Origin of the sequence: Sphingopyxis sp. SE2 (assembly GCF_032227185.1) — a bacterium.
Classification (GTDB): domain Bacteria; phylum Pseudomonadota; class Alphaproteobacteria; order Sphingomonadales; family Sphingomonadaceae; genus Sphingopyxis.
Window position 1 is genome coordinate 1,114,661 of sequence record NZ_JAPMXW010000001.1, and the last position, 18,577, is coordinate 1,133,237.

General features: G+C 65.2%; 16 protein-coding genes and 1 pseudogene. 13 read left to right on the plus strand and 4 right to left on the minus strand.

The window, feature by feature from the left end:
• Positions 1–2,212 precede the first annotated feature (2,212 nt).
• The 3 genes from OVY29_RS05260 to OVY29_RS05270 all read left to right on the plus strand — a co-directional run bounded on the left by OVY29_RS05260 (position 2,213) and on the right by OVY29_RS05270 (position 3,420).
• Positions 2,213–2,371, plus strand: coding sequence for a hypothetical protein (locus OVY29_RS05260; RefSeq protein ID WP_313911084.1), 159 nt, complete (start codon positions 2,213–2,215; stop codon positions 2,369–2,371).
• The gene (locus OVY29_RS05265; RefSeq protein ID WP_313911085.1) at positions 2,368–2,814 is read left to right on the plus strand and encodes a hypothetical protein; all 447 of its coding nucleotides are present in this window, start codon (positions 2,368–2,370) and stop codon (positions 2,812–2,814) included. The genes OVY29_RS05260 and OVY29_RS05265 overlap by 4 nt, the downstream gene beginning before the upstream one ends.
• 234 nt (positions 2,815–3,048) lie before the next feature.
• Positions 3,049–3,420 carry a hypothetical protein gene (locus OVY29_RS05270; protein WP_313911086.1) on the plus strand — a complete coding sequence of 124 codons (372 nt, stop codon included), beginning with the start codon at positions 3,049–3,051 and terminating at the stop codon, positions 3,418–3,420.
• A 291-nt stretch (positions 3,421–3,711) separates the two neighbouring features.
• Here OVY29_RS05270 and OVY29_RS05275 read toward each other — a convergent pair whose 3' ends face one another.
• Both OVY29_RS05275 and OVY29_RS24680 read right to left on the minus strand, forming a co-directional pair.
• Positions 3,712–4,119, minus strand: a complete 408-nt coding sequence (locus tag OVY29_RS05275) for a hypothetical protein (protein WP_313911087.1) — start codon at positions 4,117–4,119, stop codon at positions 3,712–3,714.
• 534 nt (positions 4,120–4,653) lie between these two features.
• Positions 4,654–4,746, minus strand: coding sequence for a hypothetical protein (locus OVY29_RS24680; RefSeq protein WP_409581454.1), 93 nt, complete (start codon positions 4,744–4,746; stop codon positions 4,654–4,656).
• 2,540 nt (positions 4,747–7,286) lie between these two features.
• Here OVY29_RS24680 and OVY29_RS05280 point away from each other — a divergent pair.
• Positions 7,287–7,439, plus strand: coding sequence for a hypothetical protein (locus OVY29_RS05280; RefSeq protein WP_313911088.1), 153 nt, complete (start codon positions 7,287–7,289; stop codon positions 7,437–7,439).
• A 2,168-nt stretch (positions 7,440–9,607) separates the two neighbouring features.
• Here the strand turns inward: OVY29_RS05280 and OVY29_RS05285 are convergent.
• Both OVY29_RS05285 and OVY29_RS05290 read right to left on the minus strand, forming a co-directional pair.
• The gene (locus tag OVY29_RS05285; RefSeq protein WP_313911089.1) at positions 9,608–9,820 is read right to left on the minus strand and encodes a hypothetical protein; all 213 of its coding nucleotides are present in this window, start codon (positions 9,818–9,820) and stop codon (positions 9,608–9,610) included.
• A gap of 999 nt (positions 9,821–10,819) precedes the next feature.
• On the minus strand, positions 10,820–11,239 hold the full coding sequence (locus tag OVY29_RS05290; protein ID WP_313911090.1) for a hypothetical protein: 420 nt from the start codon (positions 11,237–11,239) through the stop codon (positions 10,820–10,822).
• Between the two features lie 126 nt (positions 11,240–11,365).
• On the opposite strand from OVY29_RS05290, the gene OVY29_RS05295 reads away from it, so the two are divergent.
• The 9 genes and pseudogenes from OVY29_RS05295 (at position 11,366) to OVY29_RS05335 (ending at position 18,541) form a co-directional block, all read left to right on the plus strand.
• The gene (locus tag OVY29_RS05295; protein WP_313911091.1) at positions 11,366–11,902 is read left to right on the plus strand and encodes a hypothetical protein; all 537 of its coding nucleotides are present in this window, start codon (positions 11,366–11,368) and stop codon (positions 11,900–11,902) included.
• 445 nt (positions 11,903–12,347) lie between these two features.
• A complete protein-coding gene (locus tag OVY29_RS05300) occupies positions 12,348–12,551 on the plus strand; it encodes a triose-phosphate isomerase (protein ID WP_313912044.1) in 204 nt (67 codons plus the stop codon).
• A gap of 709 nt (positions 12,552–13,260) precedes the next feature.
• Positions 13,261–13,944 (plus strand): annotated as a pseudogene (locus OVY29_RS05305) (hypothetical protein).
• A gap of 316 nt (positions 13,945–14,260) precedes the next feature.
• Positions 14,261–14,470 carry a hypothetical protein gene (locus OVY29_RS05310; protein WP_313911092.1) on the plus strand — a complete coding sequence of 70 codons (210 nt, stop codon included), beginning with the start codon at positions 14,261–14,263 and terminating at the stop codon, positions 14,468–14,470.
• Positions 14,471–14,480: 10 nt separating this feature from the next.
• On the plus strand, positions 14,481–14,717 hold the full coding sequence (locus OVY29_RS05315; protein ID WP_313911093.1) for a hypothetical protein: 237 nt from the start codon (positions 14,481–14,483) through the stop codon (positions 14,715–14,717).
• Between the two features lie 298 nt (positions 14,718–15,015).
• On the plus strand, positions 15,016–15,486 hold the full coding sequence (locus OVY29_RS05320; protein WP_313911094.1) for a hypothetical protein: 471 nt from the start codon (positions 15,016–15,018) through the stop codon (positions 15,484–15,486).
• Between the two features lie 628 nt (positions 15,487–16,114).
• On the plus strand, positions 16,115–17,365 hold the full coding sequence (locus OVY29_RS05325; protein ID WP_037555701.1) for a lipoprotein-releasing ABC transporter permease subunit: 1,251 nt from the start codon (positions 16,115–16,117) through the stop codon (positions 17,363–17,365).
• Complete coding sequence (locus OVY29_RS05330; protein ID WP_037555703.1) at positions 17,358–18,035, plus strand: ABC transporter ATP-binding protein; 678 nt, start codon at positions 17,358–17,360, stop codon at positions 18,033–18,035. The genes OVY29_RS05325 and OVY29_RS05330 overlap by 8 nt, the downstream gene beginning before the upstream one ends.
• Before the next feature lie 29 nt (positions 18,036–18,064).
• Positions 18,065–18,541, plus strand: a complete 477-nt coding sequence (locus tag OVY29_RS05335) for a glutathione peroxidase (protein ID WP_037555704.1) — start codon at positions 18,065–18,067, stop codon at positions 18,539–18,541.
• The last annotated feature ends 36 nt before the right edge of the window (positions 18,542–18,577 follow it).

Consider the following 18,577-nt stretch of genomic DNA (forward strand, 5'->3'; position numbering starts at 1 on the left):
TTCTGCACCGACGCTCACGGCGTCGACTCCTCTGTCAGCCCTGCTGCCACTCTCCCATTGCTGCGCAAAGGGAGGATCTGGATGACAGTTCCCCACCCCAAAGCCGCTATCGGGCTATCGGAGCGCCGCTATACCGCCGCTTCCGCAGCGTCGCGTTCCGCGACATAGCCGTCGCTGACCACGGTCACGACGCGCGGCGAGCGCGCCGAGTGTCGGTCGGTGGCGTCGCCGTCGACGAGAACCATAAATGGCTTTCTTTGCCCACCGGTGATCGCTGGTGCGTTTGTCGGCGCTGACGACGTGTGCCGAAGCGATCGTCGCGCCTGGATTTCCGCTTCGGCGGGGGTGAAGCTCCGCCTGCCGGTAGATTTCGAGTTCGCGATCGCCCAGATCCCCCAACCATCGGTGCCGGCGACGACTGGCACGCCTGCCTTGTGCATGCTGGGCGCACGGTTCTCGACCACTGCATAGCTTCTTTGCGATAGTCGTCGCGTCAGCCCTCGACGAGCGGATAACCGCCCGCCGTGAACGTGACCGTTCTGGATAACGTAAGAGATGATGCCCATGGCAGGGGGGCATAAGCCGGATGTGGCTTGCCGCCGTCCCGCGTCAGCATGCCTCGAAGATCACGATTGTCGGCCGAGATCGTCTTTCGCCGCGAGATCAGGCGATGAAGCCTTCATCAGCGGGGCGAGGTCGACGTCCTGGAAATAGCGCGTGGGTCATCCGCGCCCTGTGTTCGATTTGTCGATCACCGCGCGGTATCCCCATCATTGACGAAATTGAGGGTGCGTGAGTTCGTCATAGCTCGCGTGGCGACCGCCTCGCTCGGCTTCATCGTTGCAGGACAGACGTGGAGGCTGTGAGCCTGTGTGCTTCGGCATGGCGGGGCGATCCACGCGGATTCATCGAGGCATAGAATTTGACGCCCCAGAGGCCTGCTTCCTTTGACCTGGCGCACGGCCGCGATCGTTTTTCGGCGCTGCCGACCACCTTCGGCGCCCCGCCATGATGGGTCCTTCTTGTCGATGATGACCGAGATGAAGCGTACGCCTGAACAGCAAACCGCCGCCTCGGCGGCGTTTGGTCGCGTCGACCGCGCGGTCGAAGGTCGTGCCGGGGTTGCAGTTGCGTGATCCGTTCGCCATGTTCGAGAGCACGTCCCACCGTCGCCGATATGAAGGTGGCTGTCCCAGATGCCCGGCACCAGCGTTCTGCCGCGCCTGTCGATGACACGCGTCCTGGCGGGCGCTTTCAGCGATCCGGCGAAGGATCGCGGCGATTCTACATCCTGAGAGCACCGCGCGCGAGACGTGGAGGAAAGTACCCTGTCGGCGCTGAACAGCTGACATTACCGAACAGCACGGGGCCTGGCATGGGGGGTCAGAAAGGCTGGCGACGCCGGCGACCGCTTCGCCGTCGCCTTTCCTGAACGTCGATGCTGTTTGAGCGCGCCCTCAGCCCGCCGGAATGACCGAGACATAGCTGATAGCCTACGAAATGGCGCTTATCGAGCCAGACGGGGAGCGGCGAGGGCAGGATACGCTGATGAAAGCGAGCTGACTGTCTTAAATCACTACCCGGAATGACCTCGGACGGGCCGAAGGTCATATACGCTCGGCAGGGAGGCGTTTCAGCGTTCGTACGCGAGCGCGTCGATCAGCGGGCAAGGCGATGCCGACGTCGTTCGCCGGGATGTACCAGCTGCCCAGCGGCGGCTTTCGCCCGCATCATTGGCGGCGCTTTCAGCTGCGCGGCCGCTTGCGACGCGAACTCGGCCGCGTCGCCCGACACAGGACGCTGCGACGGTCACCGCCGCGATCGTGCTGCCGGGTGCGAATGTCGGTCAACCATCTCGGTATCCAGCCGCAGTTCCTGCGACGAAGCGATAGGGCGTGCGCCATCGAAGGCCGCCAGCGCCACTGATTGCCGTGCTGCCCGGCTTTCGAGACGAATGAATAGCGCACCGCACGTAGCTTCAGCACCTTCTTGGGGATGGGCTTCGACTGCGCGGCGCGGGCGCTTCATGGCGTGACGGCAACGGGCGCGCGGCGGGATATTACAGGCGAAGATCAACAGAGGCGCATCTTCTCTTCCCCAAAGAACGGACGGCGGGCGGTCCGACGATGGTGGGGACTTCAGCACGGAAGCAAGATGCGGCTACAAGTAGTCGCGGCTTGAGTTCACGACCGCATGGATCGGGCGTCTGGCGATGCGGGAAGAGGTCGCCGCCGCGCGCGGGTTCCTAGTGATGGCCGCCGAGGAGGATAAGGTCGACCTCGGCGATCATCAGCCCGGTTTCGCCCGCGAAATATTTGGCGATCGTCGTCTCGAGTTGCCTGAAATGACAGGTGGATGGCGGCTGTCATGATATCCAATGGCGGCCTTCGAAGACGCGCGTTCGCGCTCGAAATCCGCCCATTGCCGCGCGGTCAGCACTTGAAGGTCGCGTGCGGGCGCCGTCATTCGGACGGCGCCCGCCTGCGGGGTTTTCGGCCTGTGGTGTCCGCGTTCGCCCCCTGCTTCGTCGCCTTCCTCGATCGGGGCCGCCGAGACGACATGCCTGTCCTTCGCAACGTCGAACAGGCGCACGCCGCGCACTGCCGCGACGACGACGCGCATCGAATTGTTCTTACGCGGATGAGCTGCCTGATCGGTGACGAGCATCAGCCAGTGCCGGTGGCGGGGGAAGCTGGCAACGACGTACCTGCGGCCGATATTACCGATGTTGGTGATAATTTCGACCGCCGCGGCTGCGTGGCGATATTCAGGCCGACGATCTTTACAACTGCTGGCGCAGACGGCGAGGGATGAATTCGTTCGCGTGTCGCGAGTTCGTCATGCGGAATGCCGGGCAGCGTCGGTCTGTTTTCGTTATCCTTCACGGCGCGGCGCGGATAGCTTCGCGCCTCGCCGCTGGTCTTGACGCGGTGGAGGATCGAAAGAGATCACCGCGTCGCCGTCGGCGAGGCGCATGCCGCGGTCATTCCCGGTCGAATTGCGGCTCTGGAATACCTGCGGACATCGTCGCCGGCGAAGCGGACGCTCTTGTTCCCGGCGCGTCGCGAGCGGCACATCGTCGCTTTCGTCGAGCAAAGCGCGACGCCGATCGGCACGTCCTCGCCGTCGCCTCGAATCATCAGTGATCTGCCGTTCGAGGGCATGCTGGTGAAAGCGTCCATGCTGTTCGACGACATCGCTGCCTTTCGCGGTTGCGAACATGACGTGCAGCTTGCCCCCTGCCCGGCCTCATCCTCGGGTAGCGGGAGGACGGTCGAGATCGTCTGCCCTGCGCGAGTGGCAGCAGGAGCCGATCATCGGGCGGTTGGCGTCGCCGGCCTGCCCTCGGCAGGCGCCATTCTTCATGCGATAGACCTGCCCGCGGTCGAGAAGAAGAGGACGGGGTGTGCGTCGAGGTGACGAACAGCTCGGTAACGATTATCCGTCCTGGTCGCCATGCCGGCGCGGCCCTTGCTGCTGCGTCTTCCTCTCTTTTGCCCCGGAACGTGTCGAGCGGGTGCGCCTGGATATAGCCGTCGAGGTGGCGACCGTGACGACCATCTCTCGCGCTCGATCAGATCCTCGCCGTCGATGCTGTCGGCGCAGTGGAGCGACGAGCGTCTTGCGCGGGTCGCAATCTGTCGCGCACCGCGACGATTTCTCCTCGCGCATCACGCCATAGAGCTTGACGCGTCGGCAAGGATCGGCAGTTCAATCTCGGACGCCACCCCCGAGTTCCTTACCGATTTCGTCACGGCCAAGCGCGGTGAGGCGGTGGAGGCGGAGGTCGAGATCAAGCCACTCTGCACTTTGACAGGCGATAGGTGGCGCCCACTTCGCCCTCGATCGGCTTGACGAGGCGGATATAGGCGCGATCTCGCCGATCGGCCATTCGCGCGCGAGCAGGGCCAGGAGCGGCGGCGCGAGGCGAGCGTGGATGATGCGGACGACCTTCGTCGAGATTGCTGACCGCGACGATGAAGCTGAGTAAGATGCGCGCGCGGTCGCGCGCCTGGCGAGTTCGGTTCTGGTAGCGCGGGTGATCACCTCGCGGAAGGCGATGAAGGCAGAGGGATTCTGCAGCCCGAGCATCTCGGACGGCCGCCGCATCGCGAGCATGTTCGCGGGGAAGCTCGATTGCGCCGGGGTGACGCTGAGCTGGTTCAGGACGACTTCGGCACGCGTCGCGCCAGTCGATAACGACGCGCACGCCCTCGCGGTTCGATCTGTCGCGGATGTCGTGGCGACACCCTCGGATCCGCTTTGTCGCGCCGCCTCGGCGATTTTCGACGAGGCCCGACTTGCTGACTGGTGCTGACCGATGCCAATACAATCGATTGGCGGTCGTTCTGCCTTCTCGATGATGCGTCGCGCGCATCATGATCGAGCCGCGTCCGGTGGCAGGCGTTTCCGTGCGCCGCCCCTGGCCGGAGCATCACGCGCCGGTCGGGAAGTCAGTCAAAGACGATCGCCATCAGCTCCTCGAGCGCGACCCGCGGCCCGCCTTCGAGCTGGCGGTCATCATCGCGAGCGTCGCGTCGATCACCACCGAGTGTTGTGCGGCGGGATGTTGGTCGCCATGCCGACCGCGATGCCGCCCGTGCCGTTGACGACAGGTTGGGAAACGCGCCGGGGAGCACGAGTACCGTCGCGTCATGTCATTGGGCTGAAGTCGACGCGTCCTTTGTCGAGATCGTTCAGCAGCACCATCGCGGTCTTTGCAAGGCGCGCTTCGGCGTAGCGCATCGACGCCGGCGGATCAGTCCACGAGCCGAAATTGCTCCTGACCGTCGATCAGCGGAACGCGCAGCGACCAGTCCTGCGTCGATGTGTGCGAGCTGTCGTAACGCGCTGTCGCCGTGCGGGTGATAGTTACCTGGCGACGTCGCCGACGATTTTGCCGATTTCTGTGTACGGATGGCTCAAACGAAGGTACCGCGCCGCGTAGAGATGGCGGTGGACTGGTCAGCCCGTCGCGCACGTCGGGGAGCGCGGTATTGATGATCACGCCTATCGCGTAATCGAGGTAGACGTCTCATTTCGTCGACGATATTGGGATCGGCGAAACCGCCGTCGTCGGACGGCTGCATAGGCGTATTTTCCACAAGACCCGGCCTTTTTCTGCCTTTCGGGAGATGGATATCAACGGCGGCGCGGGAAGACCAGTTGATCTGGCTGCCGGTTGGGATTTTTTTACCTGCGTAGAAAACGGCGGCGAAGGTGCGGGAAAACAAGGTGAAGGTGCGATGTCATCGCGGCGCATCGCGGGGCTTCTGCCAATCGCTTCCACTGGTCCCAAAGCTTCACCGCGATGACCGCTGCCGAAAAGCTGGCGCCGATAGCCTCTGATCGCGCTGGTCGGCGCTTCCCGGAAACGCTGCCTGACGGTCGCTGCGCGCGTCGTCACCGTCGCCGGCGACGCTGTTCGAGCGCGTCAGGCGGCGTCTATTGACGTCGGGTGACGGCGCAGTCAGTGGTCGCCGCGGTCTGCCGAACTGCTCGGTGACTCGCGACTGCATTCGCTGTCAATCATAGTGACTTGTGTGCGCGGTGAGCGACCTCGTCCCGCTGGTCGAGGCTTATTTGACCGGATTATCCTGTCGCCGACGGCCTCCGCGCCGGTGGCACGTATTATGGCAATCGCAAAGCTCCGGATCTCCGCGATCCCCGTCACCGGCGACACGATGCTGACGCAGGGTTTCTGAGCGGATCGACGCGATGCGGCGCTGGGGCGGCCTCGCCTCGATCTCCCAGCCGATGGTCGCCGAACTCTGCGGGCATGCCGGGCGAATGTGATGATGCTGACTCCTGCTGCGGACTTGCGCAGGCGGGCGCTCGGCGGTTTATTGGCGGTTCCGCCCTGTTCGAGCAGTGGCGAGATCGCGATCGTCGCCGATCGCCCGACCGGGTGGCGCTGATCGAGCGATCGAGCCCAGCCGGTCGAATATGGCGGCATGTACCGGGCGTCGGAGGATCATGATGCCGGTGATCCGGCTCGCGGGCCGCTGTTCGTCAAATCGCTGCCGACAACCGCATCGCTATCTGCTGCATGTCACCGCGCTTCAGGTGGCGGCTGTTGTTTCGTCGCGAGCGAAGGCCCGCGGGCGGCGGGCGCGCCTGTCGCGGTCCTCGGCGGCTGGGGCTGGCGGCGATGCGCCTTCTGCGCGTTTGCGCCGAGCGCCGCTCAGGACCGGGCGCGACGTCATCCGCCTGCATGGGTAAGCGCCTGCGGTCTTTCCCTGCTGCTGTCGCCGCCGGGCCGGGCAATGCGATGCCGTTTTGAAGCCGCGCCTGCGCTACGCCTTCGCCGCGGCGATCTCGCTGGCGCGCGCGCTCTATGAGGATTCGGGCGAAAGGGCGGCGCTTTCACTGGCTGCCGCCCGATGCGGACGAGGCTTGATCTTGCTCGCCCCGCGCTGCTGTTCGGCTTTGCCCCGCTGATGTTCGCGGATCCTGCCACTGCCGCGCTGCCCAGATCCCGCTGTGGTTCCGCCTCGCGCCGTCGTCCCGAGGCGGTAAACAACAGTCTCGCGCTTAAGGGTCCATACCGGGCGCTGATGTATTGGCGGACGCGCATGAGTGACCGGTCCTTCCCCGGCATCGCCCGTCGCCGGTCGTGCTGCTCGGCGCGTCGGTATCGAGCTGGCGATTATCTGACTGCCGCAGGGCTGGTTGACTGAAGAACAGTGCGTTAGCAAATGCGCGGCGGATGGTCATGACATCGCTGCGCGGCTCGATCCTGCGATCGATCCTGCAGCCTATGGCGGAGGCTTCGGCGGCGGACCGCCCTCCGCACCGGGCTCGCGGCGAAATTGTTTCGCGCGCGCCGAGGAAAACATGCCGCTGCGAGCAACGGACAGCGCAGCCCGCCGCCGCTGCTGTCCGAACCCGGAAGTGCGAACGACGATAGCCTCCCGTCGGCGAAGCGCTGTCTGACGTCGGTCACCGTTTAATTGGCGTTGCAGACGCCGACCGCCGGCGGTTCGACGCGCTTGGTAATCGGCGATCGCGATCGCCGACCGGATAGGCGAGGACCTCCAGCGCTGCTGCTCGATATCGCGGCGTGGCGGCTGGCCGAGGCGAGCAAGGACGCGAAGCGCGCCGCCGTTGGGCGACGCCGTGCGCGCCGAAACAGTGACCGCCAACGCGACCGAAAGCGGGATCGCGACGCGGACGTGCCCACACGAAGCACTGGGCGCTGATGCCGTTTACGCGGCGGTTGCCAGCGATCGCACGGCACGATTACCCGTGCCTGGGTGTTCGCGGCGGCGGCGTACCGCCGCGCCATGACGATGGCGCTGGCGCTATTAACGTCGAGACGCGGCGCTGCCGCCTGCGCCGCTGCACCGATTCGGCTGGCGCTGGCGCCGATCGAGGCATCGCTGGCGATGCTGCCGGCACGCGCAGGCATTTATGAGAACGATAATGAACAAATGTAGCACGAGCGCGTACGGTGAACGAGCGCGTCATCCGGGGCCGGATCGATCACTGCGCTGGAGCGCCGACGCGCTGCCGCTGCGTCAAAGAGTGCGCGCGGACTCGACAAGCTGCCTGCGCTGCCGCACTCGCGCGCCCGCCATGCAAAGCGGCTGATCATGATTATCAGTCGGCCGCTGTATGCGGCCGACGATCATAGCGACATTCACGCGCCGTCCGCACCACCCCCCGACGCCGACGGTGTAGTTCGAGATCACCAGACTGGCGTACCCGGCCGCTGAGCTAACCCCAGACGCCGCCGATTGCCGAGGGCGCCGTGGTTCGCGTTGGGCATGGAAATGCGACCATACTGTACGTTGTGCGTTGCGCGTGCGGCCGATGCCCCGCCGGTTCCCGGTCAAGGGCGCCCGCCTGAATTGTTCGAGTTGTAGCCTGGACGATGACGGCTTATTTTCCGGTGCTGCGCGCTGGCGCGGCAGGCGCGCTTCGACGGCCAGCGCGTCCGACGGGCAGATGATGATGACGCTCTGCCGGCGAGTACCTTGTTCGACGCGACCGGACGCCGCACCGGCTGCGCAACGGCGGTCGCCGCTGGAGGAGCAGCTCCGCCGCGGCTCAGCAAAGAATCCGGCGCGCTCGCTGTCGATCCGGCCTTTGATCGCTACCGCTGGACCTGCAGTCGGGCGCTGCATTGATGCGCGTGACCGATGGAGCCGCATCATCGCGACGGCCAGACGATTTCGGGCCAGTTCGATACTGGATCCGCGCTGATTATGCGCGCTACGCCGCGATATCGCGCATGCCGGGCGGCAATTGCTCGGCCTCACCGACGACCTGCCGACCTCCGGGGAATATCGAGCGCCCTGCTCTGCTATGGCATCGCGACGATATCGACTCGGCGATCTGGCCTGCCGCGCCAGGGCCTGCTCGCCATGAAGCGAGAAAAGCGGCATCCGCATCGACGCGCTGCACCGACGATCAAGTGCCAGCCTAAGGTGAGCTTGTCGCGTTCTGCAGGTTGCTCAACTGCCCGCAACGCGATCCGTTACCGCCCGACACCTGCAGATATGGATTCGCGTCGACCGCGAAGACGCGCGACGGTGACTGCTCACCAGGGGCAGGCATCGACGCCGGAGCAGCAGGCGGTGGTGTTCCGGCGCCCGAGCGCTTCCGGGCGCACCACAGCAGATCGGGGATTGGGCTCATCGCGCGCCGTCTGGCGCGGTGCGATGGACGGCGACCCACCGTCGATTGGGCGCGCCGGGGCAGGGAGCGCGGTTCACCCGGAGCCTGCCGGTGGCGGGATGATTACACAGGACGTCAGCAACCGGTCGTAAGCCCCGTGTCCTACGGATCAACGCATCCTAACTCCGCGCCTCGGCCGTCTGCAACCCGGCGTTCTGCCAACGCATCGGCTTCGCGCGCGGCCGCGAAGAGCGCGTCACTTTGGCTTCGCACTCGCGCTGTTCAGGCGTAAATGCTGTCGGCGACGATGCCTGCGCTGGCCTGAATGCGCATTGCCATCCTGACGATCGCGGTGCGCAGCACGATGCAGCTGTCCATATTGCCGTCGGGGCGAATAGCCACGCCGCCCGCGTGGCCCGCGCGCACGTGGCTTGAGTTCGGCGATGATCTGGGCAGGCGCGCACTTTGGGAGCGCTACACCGTGCCGCAGGAAAGCTGGCGAACAACGCATCGATCGCACTTTGCCGGGCGCGATGCGGCCGATGAGACGTTCGGAGACGATGCATGACGGCTGTAATATTCGACCGTATAGCTGTCGGTGACGGTCACGCTGCCGCCGATCGCCGCGCGGCCGACGTCGTTGCGCCGAGGTCGAGCACTCGAGTTCGGCGCGCCCGTGGATCGGCGAGCAGGCTGTCGCGATCTCGATTATCCTCGGTGCTCGTGCGGTCAGGCGGGTGCTCGCGATCGGGCGGATCGTACCCGCCGCGCACCCGAACGAGGTGATTTCGGGCGACGAGCCGATCAGCGCGAAGCCGGGTAATGAGAAATAGAGAAGGGCGAGGGATTTCATCTGCCGCGCGCGATAGAGGTCGAACGGCGGCAGATCGAACGGGGTTGCAGCGCTGCGACAGCACGACCTGAAAAATGTCGCACCGCGGCGACATAGTCTTCTGCTACACCATCTTTGGCGAAATGCGCGTCGTTAGTGGGTCGCGGCGATATCGGTCGTCGGTGGTCGTCGCACGATTTGGCGGCGCTGGCGTTTCATTGGCGCGCGCGCGATGGTGTCGGAGACGATCTCAGCGGCGTCGATCATCCGGTCGATCGCACCGCGCCGGGCCGATCGGCGCGATGAGGAAGAGTTCGTCGGCGAGGCGGCCGAAGACGAGATCACCGCCGGGCGCACGAAGATCATGTCGGGCAGGCCGAGGCCAGCGCCCGGCGCGCGCGGATGCGTCTAACGAGGCTGATCGTTTCATAGGCGAAGAAGCGACGAGCGTCGCGAGCGCCTTCGCGGCCCCTCGGGCACGTCGAAGTGGCATTCGGCGACGAGGGTCGCGGTATTCCGCGCGCCGGAGCCTGAGGGCTGGAACGCATCGCGATCGCGGCGCCAGTCGTGGTTGATCCGCGCGGCGTCGCCGCCGGTGACTCGAACATCAGGTCGGGGTCGAGTCCGATCAGGCTGTAGCGCCCGCGCGTCTCGCCAAGCTTGACCGGAGCACCCTGCGTCGCCGCGGCCCGGCTCGATGAGTTTGAGCGCGGCCGAGACGGGGGTTTCTGAGTCCGCGATGAAGGCTGCCAGACGACCGCGCTGCGGCCCCGCGCCAGCGCTTCGAGCGTCGCGGCTCTTCCTTCGAGGCTCACTCTTATTCGACGACCGGCGTTGCCGGTGAGTCGGCGCGCAGCTGGCGACGAGATCCTTGTTGATCGTCACGCTGACGCGGCGCTTGGTTTCGGCGGCGAGCTATCTGATCAGCCTGCCGTCGAAGGCGGGGGCTAGCGGCCGGGCGATCGCGGCGACGCGCTGCGCCTGATCGCTTTCGGATCGGGGCGCTGCACACGCTGAGCGCTACGACCATCCAGCCGCGATTGCCTGGGATTGAGCGTCTTGACGCTGCGTTCTTCGCCACGAGAAAGGAGGGCGAGTTCGGGCGGAACGGGTTGCCGTCGGCGCCAAGCTCGGCGCGGTGGCCGCCGATCGCCTGCACGCCGGATGTTCGGACCGGCGGCGGCGGCGACCGCTTCATTGAGGCTCTTGCAGGCCCTCGACCGCCTTCACGATCGCGCGCGCCTGTCGCGGGCGTTCCTGCCCTCGGCGAAGCGCCATTCTGCTGAGCAGGTCGGCGCGGATCTGCGCGTGAAGGGGCGGTGCGGCGGCGACGATCGACTTCACCCCGCGTAAACGGCGAATTTCTCATTCCTCGACGATCGTCGTGATGTGACCTCGCTCGCCCGCGGCCTGGAAGGGCCTGTGCGACGAGCGCGGGCGAGTTCGGGCGCGGGCACGAAGGCGGGCTGCTGCGGCGCACGGCCGCTCGGCAGCAACGCTGGGGCTTCGACAAGCTGGAGCTTGCGGCTCAGCGGCGACTTCCTCGACCGAGGCGCCGCTGTTCACGGCATCCTGAATCGCGTTGTAATAATCGACGATCGCTTCGTCTGCCTTGTTCTTCGCGAGTTCGGTGATCTTCGCTCGCCTGCGCCAGGAGTGCGCGCGGGTTTGGCGGTGACGTCCGACGCGCGCGACGGTCCAGCCGAGGCCGGTCTGCGTCACCGGCCGACGAGGTCGCCGCGCCCTGGCAGCGGTGCGGCCTGCCGCGGCGGCGGTGGTCGCCATGAAGAAAATGATCTGGTCATATCGCCGGTGGTCGAGGCCGACAGGCCTGCCGCCTGATGCGCCGCGGTGGCGAGCGAGGTGCCGCCGCGAACCTTCGCGAGCGCGTTTGCTGCCGCCTGATCGGGGATGATCACCTGCGCGAAGCGGTTTCGCTCGCGGCATATTGCGGCATTGTCCATAGACCCGGCGATTTCGGCGTCGGCGACCGCGGAACGGAACCGGCGTGGTCAGAATCAAGGCGTACTGGATCACGCGGCGTTCGGGCACGGTGAACTTCGCCTGACCATGACAGAGTTATTGAGCGCCGCGTCGCCGGGGTCGGCGGTCGGCGCGAAGGGGCTGGATCGGAATGCCAGAAGGTCGCCTGACCGCGGCGCTGTTCGAGGAGCAGCGCGGCATAGGTTGCGCGATGCCGAGCGCGATGCGCGGCATTTGCATGATCGGCGCGGCGAGCTGTTCGACGAGGAGTTGCCGCAGGTCGCGCGCGCAGCTGCGCCCTCGCTGATGCCGTTTGCCGGCGAAGCTGAACACCGTCTGGTCGAACTTCGCCCGACACGCCGGCGAAAGCGGCAGGTCGGCGATGCGGCTGTCGATCGCCGCTTGCTGACGCCGAAGCCCAGCTCGGTCGCGAACTGGTCGAACGCCGATCCTTCGACGAGCTGATTGAGCACTCCGGTCGAGCCCCGCCCGATTCGACGAAGGCGGCCACGTCATTCGGGCTGGTCCTGCCGCGCCTGATTATAGTCTGACGCACGCGCTCGCGCAGTTCGCCGACGCCGTATTCTCGCTGCCGACCTTCGCGACATTGGCGCCGCTGATCCGCCGGAAGGTCAGAGTTGCCGGTGACGCCGCTGAGTTGTGCTAAGACCCCGACCGTGCTGACGTGCGCGCTAAGGCCGAAGCCGGGCTGGCTGCCGGATTGTCGGTGATCCAGGCCGGTGAGCTGCGCGAAGTGCGCGACCGGGCGGGGCGACGTGGATCTATGCGTGCTGGCGCAGATCGCGGCCGGTGCCTGACGCTTTCGATGCGCAGCGCCTTTCGCTATCGCTTATGAGCCGATCTGGGCGATTGAACGGGGCTTGTTCTCACTGCGGCCGATGTGGCGGCGATGCATCGGCGCGATCCGGCAAGCACTGCGGCGCGGTTCGGCGGCGCCGCTGACAAAATGCGCATTCTTTATGGCGGATCGGTCAACGGCGACAATGCGGCTGAACTGCTCGGCGCGGGCGATGTCGACGGCGCGCTGGTCGGTGGAGCGAGCCTGATGGCGGCGAAGTTCGTGCCGATCGTGGCGGCTGCAACGAGTTGCTGATCGACCCTGTCGCCCCGCGACGGCGGGGGGCCAACGACCTAGCAACCCAGTTGCCCTGCCTTCGCGGGGCGACGATTAGGTGGCGGGCTGAAGCGCCGGCCGCTTCGTCTCTATGTGGTGCCGCGGGCGCGTCCGTGGAGGCCGTGCGCGAGTTCGGGAAATCATGATGTCCAGCCTTTTCACCTTCCCTGCTTGTCGTCCAGGCGCTCGTTGCCGCGGCGATGATCGGCGTCATCCTGATGAAGTCGGCAGGCGGTCTGGTGTCGGCGGCACCCGGCGGGCCTGCTGTTTCCGGCGCGGCGCGGTGACTTCACATTCCGTGCGACGACGGTCCCACCGCTTTGTCGCACTGTCGATCCTACCGCGGCGATGGCCTCGGTCGGCCGCAGCGGTTCGGACGATCGACACCTCACTGTCGAAATCGGCGCAGGACGAGCGGCGCGGTCGCCGTCCCTGCCGTTGACCGGCCCGGCGTAGTCCGCCTGGCACTGCGCTCTACCGGCGCTGGCCCTGGCGACGACGATCCGCTGGCGGCTGCGGCCGCGGCGGCAAGTCAGGAAGCCGCCCGCTCCCGCGCAGGCGCCCCTTCGCTACAGGGGTCAACTGGCGCTTCTGCCTCTGACCAGACTCCCGCCCGGCGGAAATATTTTCCGCGGTTAAAGATCTGGCGGTTTGCGCCGTCCCTCCTGCTGAGCAAGTCTTTCCTCCCATGGCGGTTCATTTTATCACCGGCGGCGTGGTCTCCCTGCTTGGCAAAGGTTTGATGGCGGCTAGCCCGCAGGCCTTGTTGCAGGCGCGCGGCTATCGCGTGTCCGGTTCGCGTTCGACTTCATTCGAACGTCGACCGCAATGATGTCGTCTTATCAATGGCGAGGTCTATGTGACCGACGACGGGGCCGAGACCGACCGACCCGGCCATTACGAGCGTTTTACGGGCGCGTTGCGGGCGCGGCAGAGCGACAATGTCACCTCGGGCCGCATCTATCAGGGCATCATCGCCATGAAACGCCGGTGCGACTATCTGGGCGCGACGGTGCAGGTCAACCTGCACGTCACCGACGCGATCAAGAATTCGCGCGCCGAGACCGATGACCTGGACTTCGTGCTGTGCGAAATCGGCGGCACGGTCGGTTATCGAATCGCTTCCCCTTCATCGAGGCGATCCGCCAGCTCACAACGAGGTCGGGCGCGAAATGATTCGGTCCACGTCACGTTGGTGTTAAAGCATCGCCGCTGCTGGCGAACTGAAGACCGCCGACGCAGCACAGCGTGCGAGCCTCGCGTCCTGGGCGTCCAGCCCGACATCCCGCTTCCCTGCTGCTGCGAAAAGCTGCTGCCCGAGACCGAACGCGCGAAATCGCGCAATTCTGCAACGTCCGCAAGGAAGCGGTGATCCTGCCCTCGACGCGACAGCATCTATTCGGTGCCCGTCCACACGGCGGCGAAATTCGATCTGAGTACTGCACGCCTTCGGTATTCACGACGCGCCTGCGCCCGATCTGACGCGCTGGTACGACGCGGGACCGCAAGCAGCATCCCGAGGGCGAGGTCAACATCGGCGTCAGGCAAAATATGTGTCGCCACCCGACGTCATAACCGCTCAACGAAGCACTGGTCCATGGCGGCATGGCGCACCGGGTCAAGGGTCAACATCCGCTGGACGCCGAAATGTTCGAGCGTGACGATCTCGCCGCCAATCTCGAAATCCGATGAGCGGTATTCTCGTCCCCGGCGGTTTTAAGGAGCGGGTCCGAAGGCAAGATTTCGAGCGTGCGCTTCGCGCGCGAACGCGGCGCGTGCCCTTCTTCGGCATCTGCCCGGCATGCAGATGGCGCATCGAGTGGGCGCGCGAACACGAGCGCATCAAGGACGCGTCGAGCACCGAATTCGCCAACGGGACGGTTCTCGTCGTCGGATGATCACGAATGGATGAGCGACGAAGGCCTGCAGCGCGGCGCCGACACTGATCTGGGCGGCACGATGCGGCTTCCGGCGCCTATGAAGCGAAGCTGTCGCCGAACAGCCGTCAGCGTTCATGGCGCCAACGACATCAGCGAAAGCGCCACCGTCATCGTTACGGTCAACGGCGCCTATCGCGAGCAGTTCGAAAAGGGCGGTTTGCCTTTCGGGCATGTCGCCCGACGGCATGTTGCCGGAAATCGTTGAGCGCCCGGACCATCCGTGGTTTATCGGGGTGCAGTTCCACCGGAACTCGTACCGAAGTTGTCGACCCGCATCCTTTGTTCGTGGATTCATCGAAGCGGCGGTGAAGCAGAGCCGGCTGGTTTAGAACGACGCGCAGGGGCAGATGGATCACGCGAAATCCTCGCCGAATTGTGGTACTCGACAGCACCTTTTTTTTCCGGCCTGACGATCGAGGATTGGGCTGAAATGCGCGCAGGCGCGCGGTGCAAGGTCAATTTCGTCAAGGGCAAGGAACGTTCGTCCAGGGCGACCCCGGGCGATGATGCTGATCCTGACCGATGGCACTGCGCGGGTATCGATGCTGACCTCGGCGGCCGCGAAATCGTGCTTCGCTTATGCTGCCGAATCCGGGCGCGGTGTACCGGAGGAGATCGCGCTCCTCGATGCCATGGCGAGCGCACCCGGCAAGCCCCAGACCGCGACGAGCGCGCGGGGGAGCGCGTCTAGCTCGGCCGCACCGCGCCATGATTTCGCCGCGAGCTATCCTGAATTCGCCTGGTCGCTGATGCAGCAGCTCGCGCGGCGCTTGCGCACCGCCGACCAGACGATCGAGAGTGACCGCGCCTATGCCTTCGCCCCGCGGCTCGCGCGCCATCTGAAACGGCTGATCTGCAAGGATGTCGACGCATCACAGCGTGTCGAGCTGAGCCAGACCGAATCCGCAATTTCTGCCGGAATGAGCCGCGAGCATATCAACCGCCAGCTGAAAAGCTGGGAGGAGTCGGCGTGATCTCGCTCGAGCAGGGCGGGTGCGCGCTCGATGCGGAGATGCTCGAGGATACTTCAGCGAGAGCGAGGGATAGGCGGCTTCCGACCGGTTGCGGCCATTGAGAGAGAGCCCCTCCCTTCAGGAGGGGTTGGGAGGTCTATCGGCCTGGCAGCAACGATAGACCCCACCCCCACTACGACCAGGCGTTGCCGCCGGTGCCAGTGCTGCCCCTCCCCCCTGAAGGGAGGGCTAAATTGCCGCAACGTCCGCTCACCACCCCTAAGCTGTCGTTTCCGCAACGTTGCGGGAGAATCACAACGCCCGGGCCTCGTTTTGCGAGACCCGGGCGCCTGTGACGAACATCGCCATCCCCCTTGTTGCAGGCCTGGCGAAAGGCCTGCACTCCCTGGAGCCGGGCCTTTGGGCCGCGTTGAACCAGAAGCCTTGGGGTAGGTCTTGGGGGCCGCTTTGTCACACTCTCACGGCCCGTTGGCCCCGATTTTGCGGGCCGCTGTGACCTATGGGCAACACATTCCTATAATCATTTGGGGTTTGGCGCTTTGCTGGCGCCCATTGCCAGCGGTGTTTGACCTGCCTAAAGCGGCGGTATGCGTGTCACTATACATGCGCCGCAAAGGCCGATCGCTTCATGATCCTGCGTCCGTACGAGCGCACCATTTTCAAACGCTATTTGCTTCCGCAGCGCGGCGAGGGGTTCATCTTCGTCGCGGCGGCGTTCAGCTTCACCGCGGTGATGCTGGGGGTCGCGGCGCTGGTCGTGGTGATGAGCGTGATGAACGGCGTGCGCAGCGACCTGTTCGACAAGATCGTCGGGCTGAACGGCCACGCGGTCGTTCAGGGATTCGGCGGGCGGATCGACGATTGGCAGGGCGTGTTGAAAGAGGCGAAGGCGACGCCGGGGGTCGTTTCGGCGACGCCGCTGATCGAACAGCCCTTGCTCGCAACCTTCAGCGGGCGGGTCGAAGGCGTGCTGGTGCGCGGCATGACCGTTCCCGACATCCGCAGCAACAAGACGCTGGGCGGAAAGGTGCTGCAGGGCAGCCTCACGACGCTGACCGCGGGTTCGGGCAATGTCGCTATCGGCAGCGAGCTGGCGCGCAATCTGGGCGCGCAGGTCGGGTCGAACGTCACGATCATCAACCCGCAGGGCCGCTCGACGCCGTTCGGGACGGTGCCGCGCGAGATCAGCTACCGCGTCTCCGCGATTTTCGAGATCGGCGTCTATGATTTCGACAAGGCCTATATCGTGATGCCGATGGAGGATGCGCAGCTGCTGCTGCTCACCGGCGATGCTGTGCAGATGATCGAGGTCAAGACCGAGGACCCCGACCGCGTCGGCGAGATCATGCAGCCGCTCGCCGAAAAGCTCGCGGCGCGCGCGGTCGTCTCCGACTGGCGATCGATGAACGCGAGCCTGTTCGAGGCGTTGTCGATCGAACGCGTCGCGATGTTCGTGATCCTGTCGCTGATCATCCTTGTCGCCTCGTTCAACATCATCTCTTCGCTGATCATGCTCGTGCGCGCGAAGACGCGCGACATGGCGATTTTGCGCACGATGGGGGCGCCGCGCGACGCGGTTATGCGTATTTTCATGGCGATCGGGCTGTCGATCGGTGTTGCCGGAACGATCGCCGGGATGATCGTCGGTTTCTCCTTGCTCTATTTCCGGCAGGGTGTGCTGCGCGGGGTCGAGTTTCTGACCGGCCAGCCGCTGTGGGATCCGTCGATCCGCTTCCTCACCGAATTGCCGTCGAAGCCCGATCCGGTCGAGATCACCGCTATCGTCATCATGGTGATCGTGTTCAGCTTCCTCGCGACGCTCTATCCGGCGTACAAGGCCGCGAATACCGACCCCGTACAGGTGCTGCGTTATGAATGATGTCGCGCTGGAACTGGTCGGGCTGAAGCGCAGCTTCCGCCAAGGCGACGTCACGATCGAAGTGCTGCGCGGCGTCAACGCGTCGCTGCGGCGCGGCGAGATCGTCGCGCTGCTCGGGCCTTCGGGATCGGGCAAGTCGACGATGCTGCAGGCGGTGGGCCTGCTCGAAGGCGGGTTCGAGGGCGTCATCCGCATCGACGGCGAGGACGTTACGCGCTTTGAGCAGGGCGAGCGGACGAAGACGCGGCGCGAGAAGATCGGCTTCGTCTATCAATTCCATCATTTGCTGCCCGATTTCAACGCGATCGAGAATGTCGTGCTGCCGCAGTTGATTCGCGGCGCGGGGCAGGCGGAGGCGGAGGAGCGGGCGGCCGATCTGCTCGGACGGCTGGGGCTGGGCGAGCGATTGCACCACAAGCCGAGCAAGCTATCGGGCGGCGAGCAGCAGCGCGTCGCGGTGGCGCGCGCGCTCGCGAACCGGCCTCTGCTCGTGCTCGCGGACGAGCCGACGGGCAATCTGGATGAGGCGACGGCGGACCGGGTGTTCGACCAGTTCGTCGGCCTCGTGCGCGATCATGGTTCGGCGGCGCTGGTCGCGACGCATAACGAGCGGCTGGCGGCCAAGATGGACCGCGTGCTTCGCTTGCACGAAGGGCATATCGAGGCGTAGGCTGACGCCGGCAAAAAAGGGGACCAACGATGGCGCTTTACGATCTTTCGGCGAAATTGCCCGGCGGCGGGACGCAGTCGCTTGCGGACTATCGCGGCAAGGTGCTGCTGATCGTCAACACCGCATCGAAATGCGGTTTCACCCCGCAATATGAAGGGCTGGAGGAACTGTATCGCGATTATAAGGATCGCGGGTTCGAAATCCTCGCTTTCCCGTGCAACCAGTTCGGCGCGCAGGAGCCGGGCGATGCCGAGGAAATCAAGAATTTCTGCTCGCTGACCTATGATGTTTCCTTCCCTCTGATGGCCAAGATCGACGTCAACGGCGACGATGCCGATCCGATCTTCAAGCATTTGAAGAAGGAAAAATCGGGGCTGCTCGGCAGCGGGATCAAGTGGAACTTCACCAAATTCCTCGTCGATCGCGACGGCAAGACCGTGTCGCGGCACGCGCCGACGACGAAGCCCGAACAATTGCGCAAAGAGATTGAGGCGCTGCTGGGTTAAGCCTTGGCAGAATCACCGCTGTCACTGTAGCGTCAT